Below are 14684 nucleotides of genomic sequence, written 5' to 3'. Positions count from 1 at the left end.
ATTGGAGGAAATACATCTGAATATAGCATTAGATACACTGATGAATACCTTCATGGGCTATGTACAGGCTCTGCGTGACAGAAAGTATCTGAAAAAAAGCTGTTACGAAAAGGCAATGGTACTGGCTTTCAAAATGCTCAGCAGCTGGTTTACCGAACAGATTGCTTATATTCAGGATTTCGTATTAGGTCTGTACGAAGAATTCGCCACCAAAAAAACTCCAAAATTGTCATAAAAATCAATACATGTTTTTAAAAAACACCTAAACCGCATGGATTAAGGTTGCGCTATGTTTTTCCACTCAAAATCATGTGGGAAAGTTGAGTTCATTAAAGCATTTATCAGAAGTGACATTCAGTGAAATATTAAATCCGGAGGTAAGTGAATCCAGGGAAACGGATGATACCCCGGTAATAAAGGTTTTGGCGACAACGCGTTTAGCCCCGTCTTTTATGGCAGCATAGAAATCCTCAAGAAATCCCCCCGTACCGGTAATTGCTTTGAAGAGTTACAAATCCTGAGAGAGAATACTGTTGGCAAAATTATCATATTCGTCAATTATTAAGTAAAGAGATTTCTTGGACAGATACAGCTTATATGCTTTAAAAAAGGATCTGATAAAGCTGGAAGGTGTTTTCTTTTCCTCCTCTGTAGGATTGAAAACAAAATCGGGATAACGTTCAATAAAATCGGTAATTCCTAAATCAACTGCTGTGATAAATCCATTGATTGATGTATTCTTGTCATCACCGGATACTCCTGAAAAATCAAAGTCCAGTACATGGTATGTGTTGTGGCTTTCCAGATCTTCATTATATACGGCAGTTCCGGAAAACAGTTCTTCATATCTGTCAGCGTACGATATGTCGTAAAAGCACTTAAGCATCTGAACAAAGGTGCTTTTACCGAAGCGTCTCGGACGGAGAAGAACAGGGTATGGTGTCATACCATCATCATCAAGATGCAGAATTATGCCGCTTTTATCTGCAAAGGCACGGTTTCGAAGTTTAAAACTTTCGTATGCAACTACACCATAAGGGGAATTTAATAATTTTACTGATTCTTCCGCCATAATGAATTTCTGATTTTCAAATAATGCCTGACACCTATGCGGTTGCCCTGACACCTTTGAGGTCGTAAAGCGTAATTTACGGCTGTCAACCGCCGGATGAAACGGGTTACAATACTTACTGTCTTCAGTGTTAAAGCGTTTTACTGTAAATATCAATATTTAAGAGATGTTATGGTGATGAATACCGGTTTTATTTTTGGCAATCACATAAAAAAGTGATTATCCCGAAAATATAGCTGAATTTTCCAGAAAGTCGATGTTTTGGTATACTGTGATCATTTATGATTAACAGATGATTTGGTGACGGATTTTAACTTAGATCTGCCTTTTTAAACGGATTTTTTATGGCTACATCTTACGGTACAACATGGTGGGGAAAGGAATGGCTTGCATCCCTGACTAAAATCGATAATGCCAACCGGATTCCCCGCGGAAAAACTTATGCCAATACCGGTAAGGTATTGGATCTTACTATTACTGAAAATGTTATTTCCGCAAAGGTTAAAGGTCACTATGCTTCATCCTACAGGATTACCATTACGGTTCCTCAGGTATCTGCCAATGACTTGGAAAAACTGATGGATCTCATTATGACGAAGCCGAATATTATGGCTTCTCTGTCAAATAGAATACTTGATCCTGATCTTCTTGATATTGCTTCGTCTCTTGATATCAGTATATTCCCGAGACAGTGGCGAGATCTGGAAATGAATTGCAACTGTCCTGATTTTGCCGTGCCGTGCAAACATATTGCCGCTGTTATATACATGATGAGCATGGAGATTGACCGGGATCCCTTTGTACTTTTCAGAATGCGCGGTATAGATTTGCTCAAGGAGCTTAAGAACCGTGAGATTAATCTGGATAGGGCTATGGAGGTCAGTGTTCCTAAATGGAACGAGATATCCGGATTTTCCGGCCATGATGATAAGCGACATGAATGTGAATCTGAATCTGGACTGCCGGCAGATGAAGAAACTGATGATGAAAACTGCAGCACCGGTTTCCTGAAGGATACTTCCGGAAACAGCGAGGAGGAAAACCGTCTTCTGAGTATGCTGGACAGGCTTTCCTTTGAACCGGTACCGAATCTTTTCGAAGATCTTATGAATCTGCTGCCGGAAAGTCCTGCTGGTTATGTTTTCGGGAATTTCAGAAGTAAATACGGCAAACTGCTTCAAAAAGCCGCTAAAAAAGCTAAAGCCGTATTAAAAAATACAGATATAGGCGAAGATGCTCTCAGGTTTTTTCGTCTCGGAGTAGATGTTTTTCCGGAAATCACTGAGAAAAATGAAAACGTGGTTACGGCAGGCAGTCTGATTTCTAGTGATACCGTCAATAAAACGGTTTTAAAAAGATGGAGTAAAAAACGTCAAAGCTACGCCGATAAGTATGTAAATCCCGTTCAGAAAAAAGGCTTGGATGCCGTTAATGCGGTCATGGCATACACCGGTTGCGGTATTCTGGTAAATCACGATATCACTGACAGAATATCCGGACTTCCGGGAATACCTGATTCGGAAGTGATTAGCTCCTGCTATTCTACCGAGGAGGAAATCTGTCTCAGACTTTACTATATTGCCCTCAAGCTGGTGGTTTCAGGTGCGATTATTCCTCAGATTATAAGGTTTGAGCCGGAATACGGTCTGATGATTAAACAGTTAAGACTTATAAAAGACGAGTCTTCCGAGGCTGTATCCTGCCGTTGGATTCCGGCACTGCTTGCTCCTGATGTCAGAGCTTTATGTACCAGGACCGGTAATATCCTGAAGGGCTTTTCCAGAAAAATAGTGGCCGTAGAGGGAGATGCGGAACCGTCAGCACTTTTTATCGGAACCACAGCCATCGGCTACTTTGTTTCGAATATCATTCAGGACACCTATTTTGATGAGTACGATAAAACCTACTCGGATGATATTGTATTTGATCTTCTTTTTGATACTCCCGGTGCCGCTATTGCCTATAACGGTCTGCTTCCTGAATACACCAGTTTGGAAAAATGGCTGGTTTCCTTCCATCTGCTTGACGGGGATATGGTTCCGCTTATTTCGATTACTGAATCTTCCGCCGGTGAAAACACGGCGGAGCACGGCTCTGCCAAAGCCGAAGGGACATCAGCCGAAATGGCGGATGATGCGGTAAATGTTTATTTTTCTCTGAGTTTAAGTTCCAAAAGACTTGGAAATGAGGCTGTTCCTCTTGCCAGAGTGCTGGCGAACCCAGCCGATCCATGTTATTTTGATGTTCTGAAGCTTTCCGGAAAGCTAACATTCTGCTGTCCTGCACTGAATACTCTGCTTAATACCGGTAAGGATAGAATAAAACTTTCCATAAAGGAGCTGGAAGAACTTCTTATCAGCTCTCTTCCTCTTTTAAAGATCATCGGCTGCCGGATTGTCATGCCGAAAAGCATGAAGAAGCTTCTTAAACCGGCAGTGAAGATGAAGATCTCCTCGTCAGGGATGCCGGGTGGAAGCTTAAGCTTTATCAATCTTAAAAAGATACTGTCCTATGACTGGGAGTATACGGCAGGGGATCTGGAGCTTTCACCGGACGATTTTGCCTGGCTTGTCGACAATGCCGAAAAACTTGTTCGTTTCAAGGGGCGGTACCTTTATTTTACCGCTGATGATGTTAAGAATCTCCTTAAGCAGAAGAAACAGACGGAAAAGGCTGTTTCCGGCAATGCACTGGTGCTGGCCGCCATTACCGGAAGTTTTTCCGGAATAGATGTGGTCCTTGATGATACTGCCACCGCCACTCTTAACGGACTGTTCAGACGCAGGAATATCGAAGTGCCTGCCACGGTTAAGGCAGAACTACGTCCTTATCAGGTAAGCGGTTTCAGCTGGCTTTACAACAACGCCATGCTGGGCATAGGCTCCATCATCGCCGACGATATGGGGCTCGGTAAGACACTGCAGGTTATTGCCGTTCTGGAGTCGATGCGTCTTGCCGGAGAATTTAATAAAGCAAGAGCGCTGGTGGTGGTTCCGAAAACTCTGCTTATCAACTGGCAGAAGGAAATAACCAGATTTGCTCCGGAACTTAAGTATTCCGTAGTATACGGTCCCGGAGCGGAGATTCCTGAGAAAGGGCATGTGGTTATCACTACGTACGGCAAACTCAGATCTGCAACGGAGCTTTTTGCCTCAATGAAAATCAGAATACTGATTATTGATGAAGCTCAGAACATCAAGAATGCCTCCACAACTACCAGAAAAGCAGTATGCTCTCTGAAATCAGACGGCTTTATCGCCATGTCCGGCACACCGGTGGAAAACAGACTGATGGAATACTGGTCAATTATGGATTTTGCCAATCCGGGGCTTCTCGGCAGCATGTCATCATTTAACAAGGCATATGCCGTGCCGATTGAACGGGAGAAGAATCTTAAATCTCTGGAGCAGTTTAAACGTCTTACCTCTCCGTTTATCATGCGTCGAATGAAAACAGATAAATCCATAATAAGCGATCTGCCTGAGAAAATAGTTACCGAGCAGTACTGTTCTCTGACAGTCGAACAGAAGGTGCTTTATGAGTCAGTCGTGAATAATGCCGTTTCCATTTTGGAAAAGGGAGATTCTGAAGGCAGTGATTTCCAGAAGCAGCGACGGGGAATCATTCTGTCAATGATTACCGCTCTCAAGCAGATCTGTAATGCTCCGCACTGCTATGACACTACAGCTTCCTCTGAATGGGAGACCTCCGGCAAGGCGGGGACTCTTCTAGAACTGGTATCATCCCTCAGGGATGCCGGCAGAAAGACCATTATTTTTACGCAGTATACCTCTACCGGAGAGCTTATTGCCTCATGGTTTAAGGATAAGATGAATATTGACGCTGATTTTCTGCACGGCAGCATTTCCCTTAAGGAACGCGAACGGATGGTCAGTGTATTTCAGACCGACCGTCACCGTCCTGTGCTGATTCTTTCCCTGAAGGCCGCCGGTACCGGTCTTAACATAACTGCCGCATCCGCCGTGATTCATTATGATCTGTGGTGGAATCCGGCAGTAGAGAATCAGGCGACAGACCGAGCCTTCCGTATCGGGCAGAAAAATAACGTCAATGTCTATCGTTTTATCTGTGAAGGCACCTTTGAAGAAAAAATCGATGAAATGATTCGAGCCAAGAGGGAACTTGCCGATCTTACGGTAGAGTCCGGGGAAAAATGGATTACTGAAATGTCCATTGGTGAAATCAAAGATTTGTTTAAGCTTTCAAAAAGCATTGATGCCGGTGATGACTGATGCGGATATCTGAAACTCCATGAAAGTGAAGACGTTTATTTTTAAGGATTGCCGTTTTTAACCGGAGAACCGGAGACTGTTCTCCGGTTGTTCTGTGTGCTGGGCATTTTTTATATCTATAGCACGAAATTTAGACGTTCGGAATAAAAATTAAAAAAATAGACACGGTACGGATAATATTTTTAATTTTTTTGTCCGCATCCCACATCCTCCGCCCGAATTTATGCAGCGCAGGAATCTACTTTAGATTTTTCATAAAGGTTTCAAGCTCCGCATCAGTAATATTTCTGCTGTGAATCTCAAATATCAGGCTTCCGTCAGGCTGCTGTAAAATCGAACCGTCTGTAATAACGGGAACACTGTACTGCAGTGACGTGCAGTCTCTGAATGTATACAGTCCGGCTGAATTCCCAGCTTTTTCGAGTGGTATGGTGTTCTGACAGAAATCCTGTATTTCCTCGGCAGGAACCCTGTCTCCCAGACTGCTTTTTCTGAGGATGACATAGCTGAACAGCTGTCGGGTTTCAGGATTGATAAACGTCCTGGCAATATCAGGCATTTCATGAAAATCCGGATATCTGAAAGTCGGGAGAACCACGTATCCTTGAGGAACGGAAAGAGAATCAGGGGTTGCTGACGGAGCTTCAGCCGACGGATAGTCCTGAGCCGCAAGACTCAGCTGAAAGCTTTCGTCGTATTCCATTATTTCGGATATGAAGTTTTCCGGAAAATCAGGAGTATGAACTATAATCTGATAAAAACCTCCGGAAACGTATATGTCGCCGTTATAGCTAAGGTCATCGGATATTCTGCAGTTTTTAAAAGATGCGTGATCATCGATGAAATCATCGTCCTGAGGCGGAGGAGCAACCTCAATGCTGGTACATCCGAATACCTTCGGCACCAGCGTGGCGGCTATCTTATGGTGATTCGTGAGATTTTTCGGATAGTTGGCGAGATATAACATGGCTTTTATTCTGCCGTTATCGTCAAGAAACTGTTTGCCGTAGAAGGCTTCCGGATATGCGAAACTGTCTTTTACCGTGTACACGGCTGCCAGACCGGCTTTCTGATTTCCTTCGCTGAATCCCGCATAAACGTCCGTGGTAAGAGTCATGGCTGTCAGTGACAGAGCAAGGCAGACCGTTTTCTCTGAAAAATTTCTGAATGAGTTCTTCATGCTGATCTCCGGATTAAACCATATTTCAACTTCGACTTACATGTCTATTATAGATCGGAATATCTGATTTAAACATTCATGCCGTACTGCCGGAACATGATTAATCGTGAATCAGATCCGGAACCAGAACATGCAGTTCTTTCCGGATTCGATACGGACAGCGCTTAAATCAGTCTGTATCCGGCCTGTCCCGGAACCGGAGCTGAGGTATGCCAGTCTACGGAGATATAACCGCGAGGTGCTTCTATGCTGATATAGTGAGGATTGTCTGCAGGCTTGTCCGGATAGAACTGCATCATTATCATCATGACCTGAAACTGATCCGGTGTGACGAGGAATGATTTTTCTTCTCTTGCCTCTCTGTATATGCGGCCGTCACAGGCATGAATATATTCAGAACCTATTACCAGACTGAAACAGGCGCATTCAAACGCATAACCGTTAAGACAGGAACGTCTGATCTTGTTCCCTTTACCACTGTATTTATGGATGCGTTATAATCCATCTGCTGAATATCGTCAGACCTGATATGCAGTGGGGAATATTTATCAGAAGCAGGATGAATACCGCAATCATGACAATGACCGCCATACTGCAGCCGGTTTGACGATAAAGCGGATAATCCTCCCCATACAAGAAGTATTAATGCGATGTCCTTATAATTCTGTTTTTCAACTGCTTTTATGATTTCCGGAGTAATAAAAATCACGCATAAAAAATCGTTGCGACAGCTGTTGCCCTGACAGGTGAAGGCGAGCCTCTTCCGCTGCTGATTCATTCAGGAAAGCTCCGGTACAAAATTGAACATCTTCTCGAAATCAGACATATCTGACATAAAAGAAATGAAATTATTACTGATGGTGATATATTACTGAAATTATTCGAAACAACGTTTTTTATTCCTCGTATTTGACATAACTTATGGTTCTTTTTGTTTGGATTCTTGATTTTATCAGCAAATTATACATGCCGATTATTTTTGTGATAGTTGTTGCCGTGTTATTTTATAAGGTTTATTTCAGCTCGCATTCAACAGACAGAGAAGAAAAAGAAGAGGATAAAATCAAAAAGGGATACGGCCGTTCCGGTTCAGATCGGAGAAAGTCGTCCGAAACTTCAAGAGACATTGATACCAAGTCCGCCATCATGCGCATTCTCGGCTACATCGCCAGGGGAAATCCGGCGGTTACTCCCAGAGAGAACGCCAGTGCGGATAACGTCATAAACCGCCTTGATCCCCGTTACAACACCATACTTAAATATGCATACGGTACGGGGTGCAACTACGGTTATGATCCGCATGTTGACATAGACATAATACTCAGGGCATATTCCGGAGACCATGATGCCTACGTCAAGGTTGTCTCCTTCATGGTGTTCATGGCTCTTGCCGACAATAAGATAATTCCTGAAGAGGAGAAAAGAGTAAAGGAGATTGCCAATGCTCTTTTCGTAACCGTGGAGGAAGTTGATGCTCTCATCAGGGAAATGAAATCGTATACCTTCGAAGAGGCATCCAGAAAACCTGACGAGGAAAAAAGCAGGGAGTTTTACAGTCACAGTTTCCATGATTATTCCTATACATACACCGGCAGAAATCAGCGTGACGAATTCGGCGGCAGAAAAAGAAAGTCTGCCGAAAGCGAAGGAATTTATGAGGATGCGCTCCGCCTTCTCGGCGTGACTGAAAACTCAACGGCGGGAGAGGTGTCGCGCGCCTACAGAAGACTCATTAAAAAATATCACCCGGATCTGATTAAGGCCAAGGGGCTTCCGGAGGATATGGTTTCGGTATATGAGGAAAAGACCAAGGAAATCAACCAGGCGTACGATATTGTAAAAAAACGTCGCGTTTTCTGATGCTTTTCTTCAGAAAACGGAATATGAGCAGGGGCGGTATTCACTTTCCGATATGCTTAATTCGTGAACAAACAGGCTTTTTTGCCTCACTATATAAAGTATAGTAGCCCCCTGAACATGATAATATATTGTTCCGGTCAGGGTGGAAAATGAACCGCGATTACCGCAGAATGTCATTGTCGGACTGTTCGTATTGAGGTTTCAGATGAGATTATGCAGGTTCATTCCCGATTCCTGCTGTTTGAATGTTTAAAGGTATAGGCAGATATGAGTAGAGAAGACAATTCAGGCTGCTCCGGTTTCATGGGGTGTCTGACCATTATCCTTATCATAATCTTTATTAAGTATTTCTGGTGGTTCCTGCTGATTTGGGGCGGATTCTGGATTATTTCGAAAATCTTCGGTTCCGACAGTAACACTGATGAAGGTTCATCACGGGGGTACGGCTATGGCGACAGCTATGAGGGAATGAACGCCAACGATCTGACCGTTACGCAGGCGATAATGAGGCTTGTCGGCTATGTCGCCAGAGGTAATGACGTAATCACCAGAAACGAAATCAATTATGCCGAACAGATAATTCAGCAGCTGGCACCGTCTCACAGAGAATACTGTATTCATGCATTCAATCAGGGTAAAAGCGAGACCTACGTGCCTTATGATGACGTCGAGATGCTGAAAAAGGTGTATCGCGGCAATACCAGAAATCTTCTTACGGTTCTTTCCCTTCTGGTATACATCTCCATGGCTGACGGAGTGATTAACCGAAAGGAAAAGGAACGTATCTATACCGTAGGTAAGGCTCTGGGGTTTACTACCTATGACATCGATGCCATGATACGTGAAATGTCTCCTCATGATTTCAGCGGTTCAGGCTATTCCGGCGGCTACGGCTACTCCGGAAGCAGCTACGGTTCTTCCGGCGACTACAGTTCCTCTGGACGAGGTTCCGGCTATGGTTCCGGTTCCGGTTCGTCCTATGGCGGTAAATCAGGTTACGGCGGTTCCGGAACAGGAGGGGATTATGCCGAAGCGATGGCTCTCCTTGACATTACCGAATCAACTCCGGCTGAGGAAATCACCAGAAAATACAAGAGACTTATTAGAAAGTATCATCCGGATCTGATTAAGGCCAAAGGCCTTCCTGAGAACATGCGTTCTGTATACGAACAGAAGACCAAGGAAATCAATGAGGCCTACGACATCGTTAAGAAACGTTGCGGTTTCTGATTGATACCTGATGTCTCCATGAGCCCGAAATCCGCCCGGACAACACGATGTCTTCGCAGGATTTTGGGCTCTGTCACTATTGTGGACGGCTGATATCAGAATTTTAAGCAAATTGTGGTAATATCATTTTAGTCTGAAAACAATGATAAGGATGGATAGGACCATGGATTTTAAAGAAGTTGTTGCCAAAAGAAGATCAATCAGGGAATTCAAGAAGGATACCATCGGCAAGGAAGTGATTGCCGACATCATCATGGAAGCCGGTCGTGCTCCTTCCTGGGTAAACGCTCAGGAATGGAAGGTTTTTGTGGCAACCGGTCATACTCTGGAAAACATCAGAAACGAATTCATCAAGCTCAGCTGTGAAGGCGTAAAGGGCTATGCCGATTTCGACACCACTCACAGAACCTCATGGTCCGATCAGGCTCAGAAGAACATGAGCAATTTCTACGGTTATGCTAATTCCCTTAACGTGGGTGCCCGCTGGGATGAGCTGGAAAACAGCTTCTTTGATGCTCCGGCAGTGCTGTTCCTCTGCCTGCCTAGAACCGCCAACAAGTGGGCTGTTCTTGACCTCGGCGGTTTTGAACAGACTCTCCTCCTTGCCGCCACCAACAGAGGTCTGGGTTCAATTCCTGCCTACAACATCGTCAAGTATCCTGACGTAATCAGAAAGCATATCGACATTTCCGACGAATATGATATCGCAGTGGGCGTGGCAATCGGTTATATTGCTGATACTCCAATCAACAAGATTCAGTCTTCACGCATGACTCTTGACCAGTTCGTGGTATTCAAGGGGTAATCCGATAAACGTGTCATAAGAAACCGGCTTGTCCTCAGGGCATGCCGTTTTTTTGGGGGGAGTCGAAACTGGTTGAATCAAAAGTAAATGGCTGGCAGACAGAGTTTATCTGTGTATCATACGTCTGAAGGGGCATAAGGTATCTCTATTTGTTTTTATGTGGTAACTTAAATACTGGAATACTTTTGCCCCTTCTTCTTTATTGAGTATTTTAGACTATGCTCAAAAATCAGCTGCAGATGGCGATTTTATTGAGTTTGTGAATGAATTTTTATGCGGGATTAACCGGGAGAGAGGTGATTATGTCAAAATTCAGCTCAGGAGATGAGTTTTTCAAAAAAATATTTTTTGGGGAATAATAATTCTGTTCTTTTGAAAAATGAATCCGGCGGTTTTATCCCCGACGGATTCATGCTGTTTAACAGGTCGGTTTTCTGAGACTTTATTTGTTATCATTACCATCCGTATCCAGAGTGTCGATCACCAGCTCGGCGCTTCCATATGCCTTGACCGGCTTGTGTGAACCGTCAAATTCGGTGGTGTAGATGACCCGGAACGGTATTCTGCCTGCGGTAAGAGGAATGACCATTTCAAGCTTCTCCGCTCCTTCGGCAATCTGTCTGTGCCAGTCTCTGTAGAGATCCGCATATTCAGGAGGAATGATACCCAGTTCGATAGCGGGTTCAGGATAGTTTTTGAGAAGCGGCGGCAGACCGAGATCCCTCATGCAGCGGAAGCACGGTCTCATTTCCTTTGTGGCAACCGTATATTCCCAGGCATAGATGTTCGCATGGTCGAATGTCGCCTTTAAAATCTTTTCCGACGTGAAGAGATTGTTGAACGTCATCTTTTCATTGGTGATGTTGCGGATCATGACGTAGAAAAGATACTTGCCGTCCATTCTGCCGATGAGCTGAATGGAGCTTCTGATGCAGAGTCTGGACTCACCGCAGCACTTTGAGGTGATGGTTCTCCAGGTTTCGCACTCCTCTTCCATTTTGCTTTCAATGGCTCTTTTGAGAGTGCTTACGTAGGTCTCAACTTCTGTATGGTTTGAGAAGAAGGCATCAGGTTCATGCGTCAGAACATCGTGCTCCGAAAGATTCATGCCCAGTTCATAGAGGTATTTCTGATTGACACGGAGAATTTCCGATTTTCCTCCCGGACAGTACAGGAAGATGGCGGCTCCGCCCACGTAATTGCTGAATATCAGAGTCTCAAGTGATTCCGGACTCCAGAATCGGCCCACGTCCAGAGTGTCGATGAATTTGCTGGTCTTCTGTATAGGCATATAATTCGATTCCACGGCAAGCTTATGGTACTCATCGACCGGAAGAGGTTTTGAGTAGCAGTAGCCCTGAATGATTTCACAGCCGATGCTCAGCATGTAGTCAGCCTGTTCGAAGGTTTCAACGCCTTCGGCGATAACCGGAGTGTTCAGCCATTTGGCCATGTTGATGACGGAACTGATGATGATGCCGCCGCGTCCTCCGATGTGACCTCTGAGGAACTTGATGTCAAGCTTGAGAATGTCTACTTCCAGATCCTTGAGGGCATTAAGTGATGAATATCCGCATCCGAAATCGTCCATTTCCACCATGTACCCCAGTTCATGAAATCTGTTGATGATTTCCACGGCGTGCTCGGATCCTCCCATGACCGCTGAAGATTCAGTGATTTCCGCACGGAGATATTCGACAGGTACATCGTATGCCTTTCTGATTTCCTCCATTGAATCAATGTAATCAGGAAGCAGCAGATCCTCACGGGAGACATTGAACGAAAGAGGAAAGGTAAATGAATCCTCATCAAGACATTTGCGCTGATATTCGCAGACTCTTTCAAATACATACAGATCAAGCTTCGGAATAAGTCCGGAATCCTCAAACACCGGAATGAAATCCACCGGAGACTGCATGCCGTATTCCGGATGAATCCAGCGCACCAGAGCCTCGCCTCCCACAAGCTGCTTCGAAGCGTGGTTGAACTGTGGCTGAATGTAGATTACAAACTGTTTTTCCGCAAGAGCGGTATCAAGACTGCTCAGTATTTCTTCTCTGGTCATTCTCATGGAGAGTACCCCGTAGCTGTTATCTCTGTGTTTAAGGCGGAACCGGATTAACTTGCGCCGACGCGAAAGCTTATGGCTGAAATGCCGTCGGTGAACCGGTACAGATGTTCCCTGATAAATAATTAATAACATATCTTACCGGGGGATTCGCTGAATAAGATCAATATTTGATATAAGAAATATGTTAACAGTCTGTATATTTTCCGATTATGAGATGAAATACGGATATTGCACCGCGGCGGATTTTATTTAAATCCCGTCCCTGAATTAGAGTGCCCCCCGGAGGTCTTCAGACTTTCGTATAAGGCTTTAAGTCCTGATATGACTTTTATCTTCGCGCATAATCCGTTGCCGTGAGGTTTGATACGACGGGATCTGAGAAATTATGACAGCAGGCACTGCATCGGCCGAAAACGGTTCATACACGGAGTATATGCTCATTGCGGGCATTGCCGTGCTTATTATATTCATCTTTATTCTGAATGCTGACGGGTACCGCCTTGCGGACCTTGCTCTCAACTATGAAAACGGCGGCATGCAGTCTTCTGAAGATGAATTTGATACACGGACAGCCCGCAGGACTCTGATAACGTTCCGCAGTGAAGCCAACGGCACCGCGCTCGACAAGCTTGCCGCAGGGCATCATAAAAATCATGGTGATCGAGTCGGGACAGGGGGAATCTGCATCATTGCGATAAGTCCTGATTCACTCTCCGCTGATATGAGCATGGATACGGAGAAGGCGGAACCATGCACGGATCTGCAGGACGCAAATCCCCGGTATATATCAGTTCCTCAGCTTAAAGCCTCAGACAGAATCATTTTGTTTCAGCTGCTCCTTGAAAAGAGGCTCAGACACTGGCTGTATGTCTTTACGGTCATACCGGTACTAATCATTCACGGAATACTAGACGGCTGTATTCAGCGAAGAATAAACCTTCTCGGAGACATTCAGGTGACGCCGGTAAAAAACAGAATTTACGTCATGCTCCCCGCGGTAATTCCGGTTCTCTGCACAGTCGCTCTGGTCCGCGTGGGAGAGGATTCGGTACCGTGGCAGCTGTGGCCGGGACTTATCTCGGTGCTGTCATGGACTGTGGTAAGGGAATTTACCGTAAATCTTCCGCAGATAGGAGGAAGAATAGGCAGAAAATCCTCATGACCGCGTATCTCAATTACTTCGGATTCATGTTCATCCGTTAAACAGAAAGGCGTTTTATTTATGAAAAAAGTAATGATCCCGAAATTCGTGGATGATCCACCGTCAGTACTTCTCTGGTCCATCGATGAAATAGCCCCGCTTGCCCTGGGACTTGTAATGGGAATGATTATCGGCAGGGCGCTGATATTCACCGTCCTGGGACTTGTTGTGACACATCTGTATCGCAGACACGTGAATCAGAATCAGGACGGTTTTCTCTGTCACTGGCTCTACTGGCACGGATTCTGTTTCCGGGAGTCCCGCAGCGTTTCCAATCCCTTCATGCGCCGCTGGTACTGAAATCCTATTAACAAATCACCGCAGGATATCTGTAAGGAGAAACATCTTTCATGGATTTTATGAAGTTCATATCCTCGTACAGGGGAAATCAGCACACTGTTCGGATACTGGGAATATCCGTGGTCTGTCTTGCAGTGTCGAACTGTCTTCTTGCGGTGTCTCTTTACGGTCATCGCGATGCCGTGGTGCTGGTGCCTCCGCATCTCGGTGCCGAGGTGAAGGTTGTCGCCGGCAGAAGCACCGAAAGCTATATCAGGGCATGGGGACTGTTTCTCGGTGAACTGGTGGGCAACATCAGTCCGAACAATCTGAGATTCGTGCAGGATTCACTGGATCCCATGATATCTCCGAAGGTATACCGTCAGATTACCGATATCCTGAACATGCAGGCGGAACAGATAATCGCCGACCATATCAGCATAACATTTGAACCGAAGACCGTTACCTACGAGGAGGAGACCGGCCTGGTGTTCGTGACCGGACAGACTCAGGTAAAAGGGCCTACGGGACCTGCGAAAAGCTTTATCAGAACCTATGAGTTCCTGATAGAAATGGAGGATTTCAGGCCCATGCTCAAGTGGATTGAAATGTATGAGGGAAATCCGCGGGATCTGAAGGAAAGGGAAAGAATCAGCAACCGCACTTTACGTGATAAGCGAAAAGATGACAGAGGGCGCACGGAACAGCAGTAATTCAGCCGTTTAAAACATTG

General features: G+C 45.0%; 12 protein-coding genes and 1 pseudogene. 8 read left to right on the top strand and 5 right to left on the bottom strand.

Going from position 1 to position 14684, the window contains the following annotated elements:
* Positions 1 to 235: hypothetical protein (locus T489_RS15210; RefSeq protein WP_031579477.1), on the top strand; the 235-nt coding region annotated here is incomplete at its 5' end.
* Between the two features lie 72 nt (positions 236 to 307).
* Here T489_RS15210 and T489_RS0107705 read toward each other — a convergent pair.
* Positions 308 to 1072, bottom strand: a pseudogene (locus T489_RS0107705) (AAA family ATPase).
* A 344-nt stretch (positions 1073 to 1416) separates the two neighbouring features.
* Between T489_RS0107705 and T489_RS14325 the strand changes: the two are divergent.
* The gene (locus T489_RS14325; RefSeq protein WP_051621899.1) at positions 1417 to 5325 is read left to right on the top strand and encodes an SNF2-related protein; all 3909 of its coding nucleotides are present in this window, start codon (positions 1417 to 1419) and stop codon (positions 5323 to 5325) included.
* A gap of 238 nt (positions 5326 to 5563) precedes the next feature.
* Here T489_RS14325 and T489_RS0107695 read toward each other — a convergent pair whose 3' ends face one another.
* The 3 genes from T489_RS0107695 to T489_RS0107680 all read right to left on the bottom strand — a co-directional run bounded on the left by T489_RS0107695 (position 5564) and on the right by T489_RS0107680 (position 7283).
* Positions 5564 to 6505 (bottom strand): hypothetical protein, encoded by a 942-nt coding sequence (locus tag T489_RS0107695; protein ID WP_031579474.1) that lies wholly within the window; start codon positions 6503 to 6505, stop codon positions 5564 to 5566.
* 164 nt (positions 6506 to 6669) lie between these two features.
* Complete coding sequence (locus tag T489_RS14905; protein ID WP_157608136.1) at positions 6670 to 6813, bottom strand: hypothetical protein; 144 nt, start codon at positions 6811 to 6813, stop codon at positions 6670 to 6672.
* A 95-nt stretch (positions 6814 to 6908) separates the two neighbouring features.
* Positions 6909 to 7283 carry a hypothetical protein gene (locus T489_RS0107680; protein WP_031579473.1) on the bottom strand — a complete coding sequence of 125 codons (375 nt, stop codon included), beginning with the start codon at positions 7281 to 7283 and terminating at the stop codon, positions 6909 to 6911.
* A 188-nt stretch (positions 7284 to 7471) separates the two neighbouring features.
* On the opposite strand from T489_RS0107680, the gene T489_RS14320 reads away from it, so the two are divergent.
* The 3 genes from T489_RS14320 (at position 7472) to T489_RS0107665 (ending at position 10400) form a co-directional block, all read left to right on the top strand.
* Positions 7472 to 8365 (top strand): DnaJ domain-containing protein, encoded by an 894-nt coding sequence (locus tag T489_RS14320; RefSeq protein ID WP_031579472.1) that lies wholly within the window; start codon positions 7472 to 7474, stop codon positions 8363 to 8365.
* 267 nt (positions 8366 to 8632) lie between these two features.
* The gene (locus T489_RS15710; protein WP_031579471.1) at positions 8633 to 9595 is read left to right on the top strand and encodes a DnaJ domain-containing protein; all 963 of its coding nucleotides are present in this window, start codon (positions 8633 to 8635) and stop codon (positions 9593 to 9595) included.
* Between the two features lie 163 nt (positions 9596 to 9758).
* Complete coding sequence (locus T489_RS0107665) at positions 9759 to 10400, top strand: nitroreductase (protein WP_031579470.1); 642 nt, start codon at positions 9759 to 9761, stop codon at positions 10398 to 10400.
* A gap of 442 nt (positions 10401 to 10842) precedes the next feature.
* Here T489_RS0107665 and T489_RS14310 read toward each other — a convergent pair whose 3' ends face one another.
* Positions 10843 to 12471: a sensor domain-containing phosphodiesterase gene (locus tag T489_RS14310; protein ID WP_051621898.1), complete on the bottom strand. Its 1629-nt coding sequence runs from the start codon at positions 12469 to 12471 to the stop codon at positions 10843 to 10845.
* A 385-nt stretch (positions 12472 to 12856) separates the two neighbouring features.
* Between T489_RS14310 and T489_RS0107650 the strand changes: the two genes are divergently transcribed.
* Genes T489_RS0107650 through T489_RS0107640 form a run of 3 tightly spaced genes read left to right on the top strand, consistent with a single transcriptional unit; the run spans position 12857 to position 14664 of the window.
* On the top strand, positions 12857 to 13633 hold the full coding sequence (locus T489_RS0107650) for a hypothetical protein (protein ID WP_031579468.1): 777 nt from the start codon (positions 12857 to 12859) through the stop codon (positions 13631 to 13633).
* 60 nt (positions 13634 to 13693) lie between these two features.
* Positions 13694 to 13972 carry a type IV conjugative transfer system protein TraL gene (traL, locus tag T489_RS0107645; protein ID WP_031579467.1) on the top strand — a complete coding sequence of 93 codons (279 nt, stop codon included), beginning with the start codon at positions 13694 to 13696 and terminating at the stop codon, positions 13970 to 13972.
* 50 nt (positions 13973 to 14022) lie between these two features.
* Complete coding sequence (locus T489_RS0107640; RefSeq protein ID WP_051621897.1) at positions 14023 to 14664, top strand: TraE/TraK family type IV conjugative transfer system protein; 642 nt, start codon at positions 14023 to 14025, stop codon at positions 14662 to 14664.
* Positions 14665 to 14684 lie beyond the last annotated feature (20 nt).

It is taken from the genome of Ruminobacter sp. RM87 (assembly GCF_000701925.1).
Taxonomy (GTDB): Bacteria; Pseudomonadota; Gammaproteobacteria; order Enterobacterales; family Succinivibrionaceae; genus Ruminobacter; species Ruminobacter amylophilus.
This window is presented reverse-complemented; position numbering and strand designations above follow the sequence as displayed.